Source organism: Helicobacter pylori (assembly GCF_002832345.1).
Classification (GTDB): Bacteria; Campylobacterota; Campylobacteria; order Campylobacterales; family Helicobacteraceae; genus Helicobacter; species Helicobacter pylori_CP.
Genome location: NZ_PHLZ01000003.1, coordinates 24,615 through 42,533, shown reverse-complemented (window position 1 = coordinate 42,533; position 17,919 = coordinate 24,615). Strand labels below are relative to the sequence as shown.

Annotated in this window: 9 protein-coding genes; 8 read left to right on the top strand and 1 reads right to left on the bottom strand. The window is 40.0% G+C overall.

From position 1 onward, the window contains the following. Positions 1-47 precede the first annotated feature (47 nt). Positions 48-1,163 (bottom strand): tRNA guanosine(34) transglycosylase Tgt, encoded by a 1,116-nt coding sequence (gene tgt, locus CXY28_RS01480; RefSeq protein WP_100979247.1) that lies wholly within the window; start codon positions 1,161-1,163, stop codon positions 48-50. 56 nt (positions 1,164-1,219) lie between these two features. On the opposite strand from tgt, the gene CXY28_RS01475 reads away from it, so the two are divergent. From CXY28_RS01475 to imaA, 8 genes are all read left to right on the top strand, one after another. Then, positions 1,220-2,656 (top strand): COG3400 family protein, encoded by a 1,437-nt coding sequence (locus CXY28_RS01475; protein WP_198542585.1) that lies wholly within the window; start codon positions 1,220-1,222, stop codon positions 2,654-2,656. 4 nt (positions 2,657-2,660) lie between these two features. Then, positions 2,661-3,692: a 3-dehydroquinate synthase gene (gene aroB / locus CXY28_RS01470; protein WP_100979245.1), complete on the top strand. Its 1,032-nt coding sequence runs from the start codon at positions 2,661-2,663 to the stop codon at positions 3,690-3,692. Then, positions 3,683-5,254: a mechanosensitive ion channel family protein gene (locus tag CXY28_RS01465; RefSeq protein WP_100979244.1), complete on the top strand. Its 1,572-nt coding sequence runs from the start codon at positions 3,683-3,685 to the stop codon at positions 5,252-5,254. Before aroB ends, CXY28_RS01465 begins: the two co-directional genes overlap by 10 nt. After that, positions 5,251-6,507 (top strand): tRNA (N(6)-L-threonylcarbamoyladenosine(37)-C(2))-methylthiotransferase MtaB, encoded by a 1,257-nt coding sequence (gene mtaB / locus CXY28_RS01460; RefSeq protein ID WP_100979243.1) that lies wholly within the window; start codon positions 5,251-5,253, stop codon positions 6,505-6,507. Before CXY28_RS01465 ends, mtaB begins: the two co-directional genes overlap by 4 nt. Next, on the top strand, positions 6,494-8,146 hold the full coding sequence (locus CXY28_RS01455; RefSeq protein WP_100965617.1) for an AAA family ATPase: 1,653 nt from the start codon (positions 6,494-6,496) through the stop codon (positions 8,144-8,146). Before mtaB ends, CXY28_RS01455 begins: the two co-directional genes overlap by 14 nt. Before the next feature lie 2 nt (positions 8,147-8,148). After that, entirely contained in the window at positions 8,149-8,667 is a 519-nt protein-coding gene (bioV, locus tag CXY28_RS01450; RefSeq protein ID WP_100979242.1) for a pimelyl-ACP methyl ester esterase BioV, read from the top strand. 12 nt (positions 8,668-8,679) lie between these two features. Then, positions 8,680-9,153 carry a DUF4149 domain-containing protein gene (locus tag CXY28_RS01445; protein ID WP_100979241.1) on the top strand — a complete coding sequence of 158 codons (474 nt, stop codon included), beginning with the start codon at positions 8,680-8,682 and terminating at the stop codon, positions 9,151-9,153. A 66-nt stretch (positions 9,154-9,219) separates the two neighbouring features. Further along, positions 9,220-17,898: an immunomodulatory autotransporter protein ImaA gene (imaA, locus tag CXY28_RS01440; RefSeq protein ID WP_100979240.1), complete on the top strand. Its 8,679-nt coding sequence runs from the start codon at positions 9,220-9,222 to the stop codon at positions 17,896-17,898. Positions 17,899-17,919 lie beyond the last annotated feature (21 nt).

Sequence of the window (17,919 nt, the reverse complement as noted above, 5' to 3'; positions counted from 1 at the left end):
TTTATTGATGGTAAAAAACGCTTTTTAGTATTTTTGCATTCCATCATTCAATGAGAGCGGGAGTGGTATTTCTCCAAAAATTCTTTTTTAAAACTCAAAAACCGCTTTTCTAAAATGGCGTTTCTGGCGTTTTTAACCAACTCTAAATAAAAATGCAAATTGTGCAAGCTGGCTAAACGAGCGTAGGTGAGTTCTTTAGCCCTAAAGAGATGGTGCAAATAGGCTTTAGAATAGCGTTTGCAAGCATAACAAGCGCAATTTTCTTCAATAGGGGTATCATCCAATTTATAGGGCGCGTTTTTGATAGAAATCTTGCCAAAATGCGTGAAAAGGGTGGCGTTTCTGGCGTTTCTGGTGGGCATCACGCAATCAAACATATCCACCCCTAAACTGATAGCGTCTAGGATATTTTCAGGCGTGCCTACGCCCATTAAGTAGCGAGGCTTGTCTTTGGGGAGCAAGGGGGCGGTGTGCGCGATCGTTTCTAGCATTTCATCAGCGCTTTCCCCCACCGCTAAACCGCCTATAGCGTAGCCATCAAAACCTCTATGCGTTAATCCCACGCTAAGGCTTCGCATTTTCAAATGCGTGCCGCCCTGGATAATGGCAAAAAGGTTGTTGTTGGGGCGGTTTTTTTCTTTGTGGTATTCTAGGCTGAGATTCGCCCATTTGGCGCTTCTTTTAATGGATTCTTCAAGGCGTTTTAAGGGAGCGGGCAAGCCCACTAAATCGTCTAAAACCATCATAATATCGCTATTCAAAGAATATTGAATATCCAAAACTTTAGTGGGCGTGAATAAATGCTTGCTCCCATCAATATGGGATTTAAAAATAATCCCGTCTTCTTGCAATTTGACATTGCCGCTCAAACTAAAGGCTTGAAACCCTCCGCTATCGGTTAAAAAACTCCCTTGAAATTGAGCGAAACGATGCAAGCCTCCTAATTGTTCAACCACTTCCTCACCCGGCCTTAAATACATGTGATAGGTGTTGGCTAAAATGAGTTTAGCGCCTAAAATTTCTTGCATATCCATAGCGTCTAAAGATTTGATGCAGCCTTGCGTGCCTACTGGCATAAAAATGGGTGTCTCTACTTGAGAATGGGCTAAATTTAAAAGACCAGCTCGCGCGTGTTTGTCAGTCGCTTGGAGTTGAAAATCCATCGTTTAAGCCTTAATCTTGGATATAATGGCGTAATCATTTTTTAGGAAGTTTGGAATTGAAAAAAATCGCCCTTATTTTAGATGGCATTGTAGCAAAAAATTTTTTAGACTTGGTGCTAAGGCATTATTCTAATCATAATTTTTATATAGTGGTTGTCAAAAATGAGAGCCTTATCCCTAAAAACTACCCGAGCACTTTCGCTTTTCATTGTTTTGATGCGACTTCTAGTTTCAGGCTTTTGCAAGTGTTAAACGATGAGGTGAGCGACGCGTTTTTAATCATACAAGATTTTAAAGAACAGCGCATCATTCATAAAATCATTCAAACCCATTTCAAACGCATGCGCGTGGTTTTGAGCGTGAAAAGAGATGGTGAAAAAACTTTAGAGAATAATGAAGAAAATAAAGATGAAAAGCTTATTTTGATTGATGAATTTGAAGTTTTAGCCAATAAATTCATTTCTCGTTTGCCTAATATCCCTAGCACCCCTAGAGAGTTTGGGTTAGGCAAGGGCGAGATCATGGAGATTGATGTGCCTTTTGGGAGCATTTTTGCTTACAGACACATTGGCTCTATCAGACAAAAAGAATACAGGATTGTAGGGCTTTATCGCAACGATGCTTTGTTGCTTGCCACTAAGTCTTTGGTTATCCAGCCGCGAGACATTCTCTTAGTAGCGGGTAATCCTGAAATTTTGAATGTGGTGTATCATCAAGTCAAAAGCAATGTGGGGCAGTTCCCAGCCCCCTTTGGCAAGAGCATTTATTTATATATTGATATGTGCTTGCAGAGCAGAAAAGCGATGATGCGCGATGTGTATCAAGCCTTGTTTTTGCACAAACGTTTAAAGAGCTACAAGCTCTATATCCAGGTTTTACACCCCACTAGCCCTAAGTTTTACCATAAATTTTTAGCGCTAGAAACCGAAAGCATTGAAGTGAATTTTGATTTTTACGGGAAAAGTTTTATCCAAAAACTCCATGAAGACCACCAGAAAAAAATGGGTTTGATTGTGGTAGGCAGAGAGCTTTTTTTATCTAAAAAACACCGAAAAGCCTTGTATAAAACAGCCACCCCAGTTTATAAAACCAACACTTCCGGCTTGTTTAAAACCTCTCAAAGCGTGGTGGTTTTGAATGAAAGCTTGGATATTAATGAGGACATGTCTTCAGTGATCTTTGATGTGTCTATGCAAATGGATTTGGGCTTGTTGCTCTATGATTTTGACCCTAACAAGCGCTATAAAAACGAGATTGTCAATCATTATGAAAATTTAGCCAACACGCTCAACCGCAAGATTGAGATTTTCCAAACCGATATTAGAAATCCTATCATGTATCTCAATTCTTTAAGAAATCCCATTTTGCATTTCATGCCTTTTGAAGAGTGTATCACGCACACGCACTTTTGGTGGTTTTTATCCACTAAAGTGGAAAAATTAGCGTTTTTAAACGATGATCACCCTCAAATTTTTATCCCTGTAGCGGAGTGAAAGAATGCAAGAAATTGTAATCCCTTTAAAAGAAAAAAGCTATAAAGTGTTTTTGGGGGAACTGCCTGAAATAAAATTGAAACAAAAAGCGCTCATCATTAGCGATAGCATCGTATCTGGGTTGCATTTATCGTATTTATTAGAGCGCTTGAAAGCCTTAGAAGTCAGAGTGTGCGTGATAGAGTCTGGGGAAAAATACAAGAATTTTCATTCATTAGAGCACATTTTAAACAACGCCTTTGAAATGCAATTAAACCGCCATTCTTTAATGATAGCCCTTGGTGGGGGAGTGATAAGCGATATGGTGGGGTTTGCGAGCAGTATTTATTTTAGGGGGATTGATTTTATTAATATCCCTACGACTTTACTTTCTCAAGTGGATGCGAGCGTGGGGGGGAAAACAGGGATCAATACGCCTTATGGCAAGAATTTAATCGGTTCGTTCCATCAGCCTAAAGCGGTTTATATTGATTTAGCTTTTTTAAAAACCCTTGAAAAAAGGGAATTTCAAGCAGGGGTGGCTGAAATCATTAAAATGGCGGTGTGTTTTGATAAAAACCTGGTAGAAAGATTAGAAACAAAGGATTTAAAAGATTGTTTAGAAGAAGTAATCTTTCAAAGCGTCAGTATCAAAGCTCAAGTCGTTGTTCAAGATGAAAAAGAGCAAAACATCAGGGCTGGGTTGAACTATGGGCATACCTTTGGGCATGCGATAGAAAAAGAGACTGATTATGAGCGATTTTTGCATGGCGAAGCGATCGCTATTGGCATGCGCATGGCTAATGATTTAGCCCTTTCTTTAGGCATGCTCACTTTAAAAGAATACGAACGCATAGAAAATTTATTGAAAAGATTTGATCTGATATTCAATTATCAAATCCTTGATCTTCAAAAATTTTACGAACGCTTGTTTTTAGACAAAAAAAGCGAAAATAAGACAATCAAATTCATTCTGCCTAAAGGTATTGGAGCGTTTGAGGTTGCCTCTCATATCCCTAAAGAAACGATTTTAAAGGTGTTAGAAAAATGGCATTAAGGGTATTATTATTCTTTTGTTTTTTGTTTTTACAAGCAGAAGATAAAAGCCAAGAATTATCATCCATACAAAAACAAATGGCTTTGGTGGATAAAAAACTCGCCAAAGACGATAACGTGTGGTTGAAGAAATTTGAAAACTATAAGATCTACAACCAAATTTATACCGAAAAAGAGAGCGTGAGGCAGGAATTAAGGCGTTTAAAAAACAAAAAAAGCAAGGATTTATTAAAGATTAGCACCTTAGAGCATACCTTAAAGGCTTTAGAGTCCCAACAAAAAATGTTTGAAAGCTATGGGGTCAATCCTTTTAAGGATTTGATAGAGCGCCCTAATATCCCCAATATCCCTAATATCGCTAACCCTATTGCAATCATTGATGGCATTTCTTTCATTAAAAGCATGCATTTAAAGCATGAAAATCTTAAAAGAAACCAGACTGCTTTAGAAGAAGTTTTAAAGCTTTTAGATCAAAAACACCAGCTTTTAAATCAATGGCACGCTTTGGATAAAAGCGCGAAATTAAGCGATGAGATTTATCAAACTCAAGCCAAACGCCTGGAATTGCAAGGGGCTCAAAACATTCTAAAAACCACGATCGGGATTTTCCAAAAAGACAGCGATGAAGCTATAAGCATTGTCAAATCTCAAGTTAAAAACCAGCTTTTTAAATTGGTTTATGTGTTTTTAGCGGCCCTTTTGAGCGTGGTGTTTGCGTGGATTTTAAAAATTATTTCCAGCAAATATATTGAAAATAATGAGCGCGTCTATACCGTGAATAAAGCCATTAACTTCGTGAATGTGAGCGTGATCATTTTGATCTTTCTTTTTTCTTATTTAGAAAACGTTACTTACTTGGTAACGGTTTTAGGCTTTGCGAGCGCGGGCTTAGCGATCGCGATGAAAGATTTGTTCATGAGCTTGCTCGGGTGGTTTATCATTTTGATTGGGGGGAGCGTGCATGTGGGCGATAGGGTGCGTATCGCTAAGGGGACGGATATTTTTATTGGCGATGTGTTGGATATTTCTATGTTGCACATTACGATTTTAGAAGATGTAACCTTCACCACTTACACGAACAACAGGAGAGCGGGCCGGATTATTTTTGTGCCTAATAATTATATTTTCACCACCATGTTTGCTAATTACAGCCATTTTGGGATGAAAACGGTTTGGGATGGGGTGGATTTTTGCATTACATTTGATTCTGATTTTAAAAAAGCTTCTAAAATTGCGCTCAACATCGCTACAGAATTGTCTAAAGAATACACGGATATTACCTATAAACAGCTCAATAAAATGCGCGACCGGTATTCTTTAAGGAGTTTGAGCGTCAAGCCTCGATGTTTTTTGATGCCTGAAAATAACGGGATAAAGATCTCGGTGTGGTATCAAACCAATTCGTATGCGACCATGTCTTTAAGGAGCAAGATTGTGGCTGAAATTGTTGAAGCTTTTTTGAAAGAAGAAAATATCCATATCGCTTATACGACCAGCAAGCTGCTTAAAGTGGATGCTGATGCTCTAGGCGATGGTTTTGGGAATAAAAGGGAACAAAAATGAAAAAAGTCTATTTCAAAACTTTTGGGTGCAGGACGAATCTTTTTGACACGCAAGTGATGGGCGAGAATTTGAAGGATTTTAGCGCGACCTTAGAAGAACAAGAAGCCGATATTATTGTGATCAATTCTTGCACCGTAACCAATGGGGCCGATAGCGCGGTAAGGAGTTACGCTAAAAAAATGGCGCGATTGGATAAGGAAGTGCTATTTACTGGCTGTGGGGTGAAAACTCAAGGTAAAGAGCTTTTTGAAAAAGGGTTTTTAAAGGGCGTTTTTGGGCATGACAATAAAGAAAAGATTAATGCGCTTTTACAAGAAAAAAAGCGTTTTTTTATAGATGACAATTTAGAAAACAAGCACTTAGACACCACGATGGTGAGCGAGTTTGTGGGAAAAACTAGAGCGTTTATCAAGATCCAAGAGGGCTGTGATTTTGATTGCAATTATTGCATTATCCCAAGCGTGAGAGGGAGGGCTAGGAGTTTTGAAGAGAGGAAAATTTTAGATCAAGTGGGCCTTTTATGCTCTAAAGGGGTTCAAGAAGTGGTTTTAACCGGCACCAATGTGGGGAGCTATGGGAAAGATAGAGGAAGCAATATCGCACGATTGATTAAAAAATTAAGCCAGATTGCTGGATTAAAACGCATAAGGATTGGGAGCTTAGAGCCTAATCAAATCAACGATGAATTTTTAGAGCTTTTAGAAGAGGATTTTTTAGAAAAACATTTGCATATCGCTTTACAGCACAGCCATGATTTCATGTTAGAGAGGATGAACCGAAGAAACCGCACCAAAAGCGATAGGGAATTATTAGAAACAATCGCTTCCAAGAATTTTGCTATCGGCACGGATTTTATTGTAGGGCATCCGGGCGAGAGCGGAAGCGTTTTTGAAAAAGCGTTTAAAAATTTAGAAAGCTTGCCTTTAACGCACGTCCACCCTTTTATTTACAGCAAACGAAAAGACACCCCCTCTAGTTTGATGCATGATAGCGTGAGTTTGGAAGATTCTAAAAAGCGTTTGAATGCGATTAAAGATTTGATTTTTCATAAAAATAAGGCGTTCAGGCAATTGCAGCTCAAGCTCAATACGCCCCTAAAAGCCCTAGTGGAAGCGCAAAAAGACGGCGAATTTAAAGCCTTAGATCAATTTTTTAACCCCATTAAAATCAAAAGCGATAAGCCTTTAAGGGCTAGTTTTTTAGAAATCAAAGAGTATGAAATTAAGGAGAGGGAAAACCATGCCGTTTTCTAAATTTTTAGAAAACCTCACCGCTCCCTTTAAACGCATCAAAAACCGCTCGCTTGTGTTGGCGTTAGGGTTTTTGATCCTTACTTTTTGTTTGCTCCTTTTTTTAGTTTTGAGCGATGTTTCTAGGCTCATATCGGGTAAGGACTTTTTTTATGTGATCCAATCTCACCCTAAGCAAACTCTAATTGAAGATGAAAATTATTTTTATGCTAACAAGGGTCTTTATAAAACCAACAAAGAAGCCTTTTTAAGAGCCTATAAAATCCCAGAAAACATGCCCATAGAAAAACGAGAAAATTTAAGCAAGGTTTCTAAAATCTTTTTAGCGTTGCTTTTTTTCATTTCTAGCATGCTTTTTGGGATCTTTTGGCGCTTGCCTAAACGATTGGACACTAAAATGAGTTTAGAAAGCGCGACTAAAAACGAATTGGAAAATGCATTCCAGCGATACGATGCGCTAGGGGTGCGTTTTGAAGATATTGCAGGGGTGGATGAAGTTAAAGAAGAATTATTAGAAGTGATAGATTATTTAAAAAACCCTAAAAAATACCAGGATTTAGGGATTTTTCTCCCTAAAGGCGTGCTTTTAATCGGGCCTCCTGGAGTGGGGAAAACCATGATCGCTAAAGCCTTAGCGAGTGAAGCCAGAGTGCCGTTTTTTTATGAAAGCGGGAGCGCGTTTTCTCAAATTTATGTGGGGGCTGGGGCTAAAAAAGTGCATGAACTTTTCATGCATGCTAAAAGGCATGCCCCCTCTATTATTTTTATTGATGAAATTGACGCTTTGGGTAAGGCTAGGGGAGGGCATAGGAGCGATGAAAGAGAGGCCACGCTCAACCAGCTTTTAACCGAAATGGATGGGTTTTTACAAAACGATGAGGTGGTGGTGATAGGAGCGACTAACCAAATGGAAGTGATGGATGAAGCGCTATTAAGGAGCAAACGCTTTGATCGGCGCATTTTCATTTCTTTACCGGATTTACTAGAAAGGCAGAGCATTTTAGAAAAGCTGTTAGAAAACAAAAAGCATGCGCTCAATTACCTTAAGATCGCTAAAATTTGCGTGGGTTTTAGCGGAGCGATGTTAGCGACTTTAATCAATGAAAGCGCTCTAAACGCCCTAAAACACCAACGAGAAGAAATCATTGAGAGCGACATTTTAGAAGTGAAAGACAAGATCGCTTACGGCAAGAAAAAGCCCCAAACCTTAGACGAAAACCAAAAGGAATTAGTCGCTTTGTATCAAAGCGCGAAAGCCTTGAGCGCGTATTGGCTAGAAATTGAATTTGATAAAGCGCCATTATTAGGGGAATTTATCGCTTTTAATGAAAATAAAATCCACAGCGAGAGCGAGATTAAAAATTACATTAAAGTGTATTTGAGCGGGACAATTGTTTTAGAGTTGCTCTATAAGGAGCGTTATAGTCTGTCTAAACAAGACTTGCAAAAAGCGAAATTTTTGAATGAATTTATGGCCAGTGAGCTTCTTTTGGCCCCTACAAAAGAGTCTTTAAGCGTTCTTTATGAAGAGCAATTGGAGTTTTTAAAGCCGCAAATTGCAGCTTGCAAGCGCTTGAGCACTCTACTATTAGAGCAAGAATATTTAGAGCATGCAAACTTCTATGATTTGTTAAACGGGTGAAAATGCGTTTTTTTAGTGGTTTTGGGTTTGTTAATGAAAGCGTTTTGTTTGAAGAGTGGCTTTTAAAAGGGGCTTATGATATCTCAGGCTTTTCTATGGGGGCGATTAAGGCGATAGAATACGCTTATAATGAAATCTTACAACAGCGGCGTATCCATTCCTTGTTATTGTTTTCGCCTTGCATGTTAGCGCATAAGAGTTTGGCGTTCAAACGCTTACAACTTTCTTCGTTTCAAAAAGATCCAAAGAATTACATGGATAACTTTTATAAGGAAGTGGGCTTGAGCGCTCAATGGGAGCGTTTTAAAAAAATGGGTTCTTTAGAAGAATTAGAATTTTTATTGAATTACAAGTATAGTGATTCTATAATTAGACTTTTATTAGAAAAAGGCGTGAAGATTGAAGTGTTTATCGGGTTAAAAGACAGAATCACTGACATTCAAGCCCTTTTAGAATTTTTTATGCCTTTAGTTCAAGTGTGGCAGTTTAAGGATTGCAACCATTTGTTGCAAAAATCTTAAAAAAGGTGGAAGATGAAAAAATTTGGTTTAGGGGTGTATTTGCTTCTTTTAGGTATTTTGGGCGGCTCTTTGATCATTCTAGGAGCGATAGTTGCGCCCATTGTTTTCAAAGCTTCAAGCATTTTACCTGAATTGAATCTGACTCCCTTTGAGAGCGGGAAACTCATGGCGCAAATCTTTGTGCGTTTCAATTATGTTTTAGGCGCGATCGGTTTTGTGGTGTTACTTTATGAAATCATTTCGTTTATTTATTATAAAAGATCGTTAGTGTATTTGATCCTTGGCGTGGCGATAGGGGCGTTGTGTTTGCTCTTTGTTTTTTATTACACGCCTTATATTTTAAACGCTCAAAAAGTGGGCGAAGTTGCGCTTCAAAGCACTGAATTTGCCAGATCGCACGCTCAAAGCGAATGGCTGTTTAAGGAATTGTTTGTGCTGGTGTGCACTTTGTTTTTTTGGCGTTTGCTTGGGAAAAATGCGCTTTAGTCCCTTTGATTTAATCAAATGAGGGAGTTTTTGGCTACTATCTAGGAAATGAGAAAGTAGCATTTAATGAAAAAGTTTAAAAAGAAACTAAAAAAGATAACACGCAAGCAAAAAACAATCTTAAAGCGTCCTTTATGGCTTGCACCTTTACTGATCGGTGGGTTTGCTAGTGGGGTGTATGCGAATAATCTGTGGGATTTGTTAAACCCGAAAGTGGGGGGTGAGTATGTGCATTGGGTTAAGGGCAGTCAGTATTGCTCATGGTGGGAATTTGGAGGGTGTTTAAGGAATGTATGGGGGGCAAATCATAAAGGCTATGATGCTGGAAATGCCGCTAACTACTTGTCTTCTCAAAACTATCAAGCTATTTTTGTGGGTAGTGGGAATGAAACGGGGGCTTATAGTTTAAGCGGTTTTACCAATTATGTTGGGGGCAATCTCACGATCAATCTAGGCAATAGCGTTGTTTTAGATTTAAGCGGTGCTAATAGTTTCACTTCGTATCAAGGTTATAATCAGGGCAAAGATGATGTAAGCTTTAATGTTGGCGCAATCAATTTAAACGGCACTTTAGAAGTGGGCAATCGTGTGGGATCGGGAGCTGGCACGCACACCGGCACAGCCACTTTAAACTTGAACGCTAATAAGGTTACTATCAATTCCAATATCAGCGCGTATAAAACTTCGCAAGTGAATGTGGGTAATGCTAACAGCGCCATTACCATTAATTCGGTTTCTTTAAGTGGGGATACTTGCAGTTCTTTAGCTAGTGTGGGCGTAGGGGCTAATTGCTCTAGTTCTGGGCCTAGCTATTCTTTTAAAGGCACGACTAACGCCACTAACACGACCTTTAGCAATACAAGCGGCAGTTTCACTTTTGAAGAAAACGCCACTTTTAGCGGGGCGAAATTAAATGGGGGGGCATTCACTTTCAATAAAGAGTTTAACGCTACCAATAACACCGCCTTTAATAGCGGTAGTTTTAATTTTAAAGGCGCAAGTTCCTTTAATGGCGCTTCGTTTAGTAACGCTACTTATACTTTTAATAATCAAGCCACTTTCCAAAACAGCTCCTTTAATGGGGGGACTTTTACTTTCAATGACCAAAATAATCAAAGCGCTCAGCACCCCCAAATTCAAAACAGCTCTTTTAGTGGTAATGCTACCACTCTTAAGGGCTTTGTGAATTTCCAGCAAGCCTTTAACAATTCAAACCACCAACTAACAATCCAAAACGCTTCCTTTAATAACGCCACTTTTAACAATACCGGTAAAATCACCATTAATGAGGGTGCGAGTTTTAACAACACGACATTCAACACTTCTGTTGATACAAGCAACATGAGTGTTACCGGTGGCGTTACTTTAAGCGGTAAGAATGACTTGAACAATGGCTCAACCCTTGATTTTGGGAGTTCTAAAATCACTCTCACTCAAGGGACGACTTTTAACCTCACAAGTTTAGGGGATAAAAATAGCGTAACGATTTTAAATTCTAGCGGTGAGATCACTTATAATAACCTTTTAAACCATGCAATCAATGGCTTGACAAGCACCTTAAAAACGAACGAAAGCTCTTCAAAACCGCAAAGTTTCGCTCAAGGTTTGTGGGATATGATCACTTACAATGGGGTTACTGGGCAGCTTTTGAGCGAAAGCGCTGCAACATCTAAACCCACTGACTCTTCGCCATCTGCACCCACTAAAGACTCCCCACAAGTCTATCAAGTGGGCTACAAAATAGGGGATACTATCTACAAACTGCAAGAAACTTTTGGCCCTAATTCCATTATCATCCAAGCTTTAGAGAGCGGGACTTACACGCCACCCCCTGTTATTAGCGGCTCCAAATTTGACTTATCCGCTTCAAATTATATTAATGCTGACATGCCTTGGTATAACCATAAATATTATATTCCTAAATCTCAAAATTTTACAGAGAGCGGGACTTATTACTTGCCGAGCGTTCAAATATGGGGGAGTTACACTAACTCGTTTAAACAAACCTTTAGCGCGAGTAATAGCAATTTGGTGATTGGGTATAACGCAACATGGACTGGAAATAGCGTTTCTTCTAGCGGCACGGTGTCTTTTGGGGACACTTCAGGGAGCACTCTTAATGGGCATTGTGGGCCTTGGCCCTATTACCAATGCACAGGCACGACTAACGGCACTTATAGCGCTTATCATGTGTATATCACAGCGAATCTGCGTTCTGGCAATCGTATAGGCACGGGTGGGGCAGCTAATCTAATCTTTAATGGGGTAGATAGAATCAATATCGCTAACGCTACTATCACGCAACATAACGCCGGGATTTATTCAAGCTCTATGACTTTTTCCACGCAAAACATGGATGATTCGCAGAATTTGAAGGGTCTAAATTCTAACGGCACGCTTTCGGTGTATGGCACCACTTTCACTAACCAAGCCAAAGACGGGAAATTCATTTTCAATGCAGGGCAAGCGACTTTTGAAAACACCAACTTTAATGGAGGGAGTTACCAATTCAGCGGCGATAGCTTGAATTTTTCAAATAACAACCAGTTCAACAGCGGTTCGTTTGAGATTGGTGCAAAAAATACTATTTTTAATAGCGCTAACTTTAACAACAGCGCTTCTTTTAATTTCAATAATTCTAACGCAACCACTTCGTTTGTGGGGGATTTCACTAACGCTAATTCAAATTTGCAAATCGCCGGGAACGCTGTTTTTGGGAACTCTACTAATGGCTCTCAAAATACCGCTAATTTCAATAATACCGGCTCTGTTAATGTTTCAGGGAATGCAACCTTTGATAATGTGGTGTTTAATGGCCCTACGAACACGAGCGTGAAAGGGCAGGTTACCCTCAATAACATCACTTTAAAAAATTTGAACGCTCCTTTGTCTTTTGGCGATGGGACAATTACTTTTAACGCTCATTCGGTGATTAATATTGGTGAAGCTATCACAAATGGCAACCCTATCACCCTTGTAAGCTCTTCTAAAGAGATTGAATACAACAACGCTTTCAGTAAAAATCTGTGGCAGCTCATCAACTACCAAGGGCATGGGGCTAGCAGTGAAAAGCTCGTTTCTAGCGTGGGTAATGGCGTTTATGATGTGGTGTATTCTTTCAATAACCAAACCTACAATTTCCAAGAGATTTTTTCACAAAACAGCATTTCTATCCGGCGTTTGGGTGTTGGCATGGTGTTTGATTATGTGGATATGGAAAAATCGGATCACTTGTATTATAAAGATGTTGTCGGTTTTATGACCTACATGCCTAATAGCTATAATAATAATTTAGGGAATGCAAACAACACCATTTACTATTACGACAACAGCATTGATTTTTATGCGAGCGGGAAAACTCTATTCACTAAGGCGGAATTTTCTCAAACATTCACCGGGCAAAACAGCGCGATCGTTTTTGGGGCTAAAAATATATGGACGAGCTTAAGCGATGCGCCGCAGTCTAATGTGATCATTCGCTTTGGGGACAATAAGGGAGCAGGGAGTAATGATGCGAGCGGGCATTGCTGGAATTTGCAATGCATAGGCTTTATCACAGGGCATTATGAAGCGCAAAAGATTTACATTACCGGCAGCATTGAAAGCGGGAATCGCATTTCTAGCGGTGGGGGCGCGAGCCTTAATTTTAACGGGCTTCAAGGTATTCTTTTAACGAACGCGACTTTGTATAACCGCGCCGCTGGCACGCAAAGCTCATCTATGAATTTTATCTCTAACAGCGCGAACATTCAGGCTCAAAACTCCTATTTTATAGACGATACCGCGCAAAATGGCGGCAACCCTAATTTTAGTTTCAACGCTTTGAATCTGGATTTTTCTAACAGCTCTTTTAGAGGCTATGTGGGGCAAACGCAATCTGTTTTTAAATTCAATGCCAAGAATGCGATCAGTTTCACCAACAGCACGAATTTAAGCTCTGGTTTGTATCAAATGCAAGCTAAAAGCGTGTTGTTTGACAATTCCAATTTAAGCGTTTCAGTGGGGACAAGCAGTATTAAAGCCAATGCGATCAATCTTTCTCAAAACGCCTCTATCAATGCGAGCAACCATTCAACCTTAGAACTTCAAGGCGATTTGAATGTGAACGACACCAGCTCGCTCAACCTCAACCAAAGTACCATTAATGTTTCCAATAACGCCACGATCAACGATTATGCGAGCTTGATTGCGAGTAATAACGCTCATATCAATTTTAATGGGACAACCAATTTCAATTCAGCGAATATTACTACGAGTTTGAATCATTCTTCTATCGTGTTTAAGGGAGCGAGCTCTTTAGGAGGGCAGTTTAATTTAAGCAATAACTCTTCTTTAGATTTTCAAGGCTCTAGCGCTATCACCTCTAACACGGCGTTTAATTTCTATGATAACGCTTTTTCTCAAAGCCCCATCACCTTCCATCAAGCCCTTGATGTTAAAGCACCCTTGAGTTTGGGAGGCAACCTTTTAAACCCTAACAACAGCAGCGTGCTGGATTTAAAAAACAGCCAGCTTGTTTTTGGCGATCAAGGGAGCTTGAATATCGCTAACATTGATTTACTAAGCGATCTAAACGATAATAAAAATCGTGTGTATAACATCATTCAAGCGGACATGAATAGTAATTGGTATGAGCGTATCAGCTTCTTTGGCATGCACATCAATGACGGGATTTATGACGCTAAAAACCAAACTTATAGTTTCACTAACCCCCTTAATAACGCCCTAAAAATCACCGAGAGTTTTAAAGACAACCAACTAAGCGTTACGCTCTCTCAAATCCCGGGTATTAAAAACACGCTCTATAACATTGGCTCTGAAGTCTTTAACTACCAAAAAGTTTATAACAACGCTAATGGCGTGTATTCTTATAGCGATGATGCAGAAGGCGTGTTTTACCTTACGAGCAGTGTGAAAGGCTATTACAACCCTAATCAATCCTATCAAGCCAGTGGCAGTAATAACACCACGAAAAATAACAATCTAAGCTCTGAGTCTTCTGTCATCTCGCAAACCTATAACGCGCAAGGCAACCCTATTAGCGCGTTACACATCTATAACAAGGGCTATAATTTTAATAATATCAAAGCGTTAGGCCAAATGGCACTCAAACTCTACCCTGAAATCAAAAAGATATTAGGGAATGATTTTTCGCTTTCAAGTTTGAGCGATTTAAAAGGCGATGCACTAAACCAGCTTACCAAACTCATCACCCCTAGCGATTGGAAAAACATTAACGAGTTGATTGATAACGCAAACAATTCGGTCGTGCAAAATTTCAATAACGGCACTTTGATTGTAGGAGCGACTAAAATAGGGCAAACAAACACCAATAGCGCGGTGGTTTTTGGGGGCTTGGGCTATCAAACACCTTGCGATTATACTGATATTGTGTGCCAAAAATTCAGAGGCACTTATTTAGGGCAGCTTTTGGAGTCCAGCTCGGCTGATTTGGGCTATATTGACACGACTTTTAACGCTAAAGAAATTTATCTTACCGGCACTTTAGGGAGCGGGAACGCATGGGGGACTGGGGGGAGCGCGAGCGTAACTTTTAACAGCCAAACTTCGCTCATTCTCAACCAGGCTAATATCGTAAGCTCGCAAACCGATGGGATTTTTAGCATGCTAGGCCAAGAGGGCATCAATAAGGTTTTCAATCAAGCCGGGCTCGCTAATATTTTGGGCGAAGTGGCGGTGCAATCCATTAATAAAGCCGGGGGATTAGGGAATTTGATAGTAAATACGCTAGGGAGTAATAGCGTGATTGGGGGGTATTTAACGCCTGAACAAAAAAATCAAACCCTAAGCCAGCTTTTGGGGCAGAATAATTTTGATAACCTCATGAACGATAGCGGTTTGAACACAGCGATTAAGGATTTGATCAGGCAAAAATTAGGCTTTTGGACTGGGTTAGTGGGGGGATTAGCCGGACTAGGGGGCATTGATTTGCAAAACCCTGAAAAGCTTATAGGGAGCATGTCCATCAATGATTTATTGAGTAAAAAGGGGTTGTTCAATCAGATCACCGGCTTTATTTCCGCTAACGATATAGGGCAAGTCATAAGCGTGATGTTGCAAGATATTGTCAAACCGAGCGAGGCTTTACAAAACGATGTAGTGGCTTTAGGCAAGCAAATGATTAGCGAATTTTTAGGCCAAAACACGCTCAATTCTTTAGAAAGCTTGCTGCAAAACCAGCAGATTAAAAGCGTTTTAGACAAAGTCCTAGCGGCTAAAGGCTTAGGGCCTATTTATGAACAAGGTTTGGGGGATTTGATGCCTAATCTTGGTAAAAAGGGGCTTTTCGCTCCCTATGGCTTGAGTCAAGTGTGGCAAAAAGGGGATTTTAGTTTCAACGCGCAAGGCAATGTTTTTGTGCAAAATTCCACTTTCTCTAACGCCAATGGAGGCACGCTCTCTTTTAACGCAGGGAATTCGCTCATTTTTGCCGGAAGCAATCATATCGCTTTCACTAACCATTCTGGCACGCTCAATTTATTGTCTAATCAAGTTTCTAACATTAACATCACCATGCTTGATGCTAGCAACGGCCTTAAGATTAATGCCGGTAGTAACAATATTTCTGTGTCTCAAGGCGATCTGTTTATCAACGCCAGTTGCACGCAACAAAGCGATCCAACTACGGCTAACGCTACAAACCCTTGCGCGCTTAACGCCCAAAGCGCGAATGGCGCTTCTTCTAATAACGCGTCAAATAACGCGCCAATCGCCTTGAACAATAACGATGAGAGTTTGATGATTACGGCGAATGATTTCAATTTTTCAGGCAGTATTTACGCTAACGGGGTGGTTGATTTTTCAAAGATTAAAGGCTCTACAAACGTTAAAAACCTGTATCTTTACAATAACGCTCAATTCCAAGCCAACAACCTTATTATTTCCAACCAAGCGGTGTTAGAGAAAAACGCTAGCTTTGTAACGAATAACTTAAACATTCAAGGAGCGTTTAACAACAACGCCACGCGCAAAATAGAGGTGCTTCAAAATTTAGTGATCGCTTCAAACGCTTCTTTAAGCACCGGGATTTATGGGTTAGAAGTAGGGGGGGCTTTGAATAATTTGGGAACGATCCATTTTAATTTAGAAAACATTCAAACGCCTGTAAATCCGCTCATTCAAGCAGAGGGGATCATCAATCTCAACACCACCCAAACGCCTTTTATCAATGTCAATAACAGCATGGCGAATAACACGACTTACACTTTATTGAAAAGCAGCCGTTACATTGATTACAATATCAACCCTAACAGCTTGCAATCGTATTTGAAACTCTATACTTTAATCAATATCAACGGAAACCATATAGAGGAAAAAAACGGCGCATTGACTTATTTGGGCCAACGGGTTTTGTTGCAAGATAAGGGGTTATTGTTAAGCGTAGCGTTGCCTGACTCAAACAACGCCCATCAAAACAACATTTTAAGCCTCTCTGTCCTTTATGACCAGATTAAAATGTCTTACGGCGATAAAGTGATGGATTTTACCCCCCCTACCTTACAAGATTACATTGCGGGCATTCAAGGGCAAAGTGCGCTCAATCAAATTGAAGCTGTTGGGGGGAACGCTATCAAGTGGCTTTCAACATTGATGATGGAGACTAAAGAAAACCCGCTTTTTGCACCGATTTATTTAAAAAACCACTCTTTGAATGAAATTTTAGGCGTGGCTAAAGATCTTTTAAACACCGCGAGCTTGATTTCTAACCCTAATTTTAGGGATAACGCTACCAACCTTTTAGAATTGGCGAGTTACACCCAACAAACCAGCCGTTTAACGAAACTCTCTGATTTTAGGGCTAGAGAGGGAGAGTCTGATTTTTCTGAGCGCTTGTTAGAGCTTAAAAACAAGCGTTTCAGCGATCCTAACCCTGGAGAGGTTTTTATCAAACACTCTCAACTTAGCAAACACCAAAATAACCTTTGGGTTCAAGGGATTGGGGGAGCGAGCTTTATTTCTGGGGGCAATGGCACGCTTTATGGCTTGAATGCGGGCTATGACAGGTTGGTTAAAAATGTGATCCTTGGGGGTTATGTGGCTTATGGGTATAGCGGTTTTAATGGGAACATCATGCATTCTTTGGCTAATAATGTGGATGTGGGGATGTATGCGAGGGCTTTTTTAAAAAGGAACGAATTCACTTTGAGCGCGAATGAAACTTATGGAGGCAATGCAAATAATATTAATTCTTCTAATCCCTTGCTTTCCGTGTTGAACCAACGATACAGCTACAACATCTGGACAACGAGCGTGAATGGGAATTACGGCTATGATTTCATGTTCAAACAAAAAAGCGTGGTGTTAAAACCTCAAGTGGGCTTGAGCTATCATTTCATAGGCTTGAGTGGGATGAAAGGCAATGATGCCGCTTACAAACAATTTCTCATGCATTCAAACCCCTCTAACGAATCGGTTTTAACGCTCAACATGGGGTTGGAGAGCCGTAAATATTTTGGTAAAAATTCCTATTATTTTGTAACGGCGAGATTGGGTAGGGATCTTTTGATCAAATCTAAAGGCGGCAATATGGTGCGTTTTGTGGGCGAAAACACTTTATTGTATCGCAAGGGGGAAGTTTTTAACACTTTTGCGAGCGTGATTACAGGGGGCGAAATGCATTTGTGGCGCTTGATGTATGTGAATGCGGGGGTGGGGCTTAAGATGGGCTTGCAATACCAAGATATTAATATAACCGGGAATGTGGGCATGCGAGTGGCGTTTTAGCTTTTTTGCTATAATGCTTCG

What these genes read in the sequence shown, in the direction of transcription:
- tgt (WP_100979247.1), bottom strand. Translation starts at nt 1,163, where the DNA reads ATGGATTTTCAACTCCAAGCGACTGACAAACACGCGCGAGCTGGTCTT.
- aroB (WP_100979245.1), top strand. Translation starts at nt 2,661, where the DNA reads ATGCAAGAAATTGTAATCCCTTTAAAAGAAAAAAGCTATAAAGTGTTT.
- CXY28_RS01465 (WP_100979244.1), top strand. Translation starts at nt 3,683, where the DNA reads ATGGCATTAAGGGTATTATTATTCTTTTGTTTTTTGTTTTTACAAGCA.
- mtaB (WP_100979243.1), top strand. Translation starts at nt 5,251, where the DNA reads ATGAAAAAAGTCTATTTCAAAACTTTTGGGTGCAGGACGAATCTTTTT.
- CXY28_RS01455 (WP_100965617.1), top strand. Translation starts at nt 6,494, where the DNA reads ATGCCGTTTTCTAAATTTTTAGAAAACCTCACCGCTCCCTTTAAACGC.
- bioV (WP_100979242.1), top strand. Translation starts at nt 8,149, where the DNA reads ATGCGTTTTTTTAGTGGTTTTGGGTTTGTTAATGAAAGCGTTTTGTTT.
- CXY28_RS01445 (WP_100979241.1), top strand. Translation starts at nt 8,680, where the DNA reads ATGAAAAAATTTGGTTTAGGGGTGTATTTGCTTCTTTTAGGTATTTTG.
- imaA (WP_100979240.1), top strand. Translation starts at nt 9,220, where the DNA reads ATGAAAAAGTTTAAAAAGAAACTAAAAAAGATAACACGCAAGCAAAAA.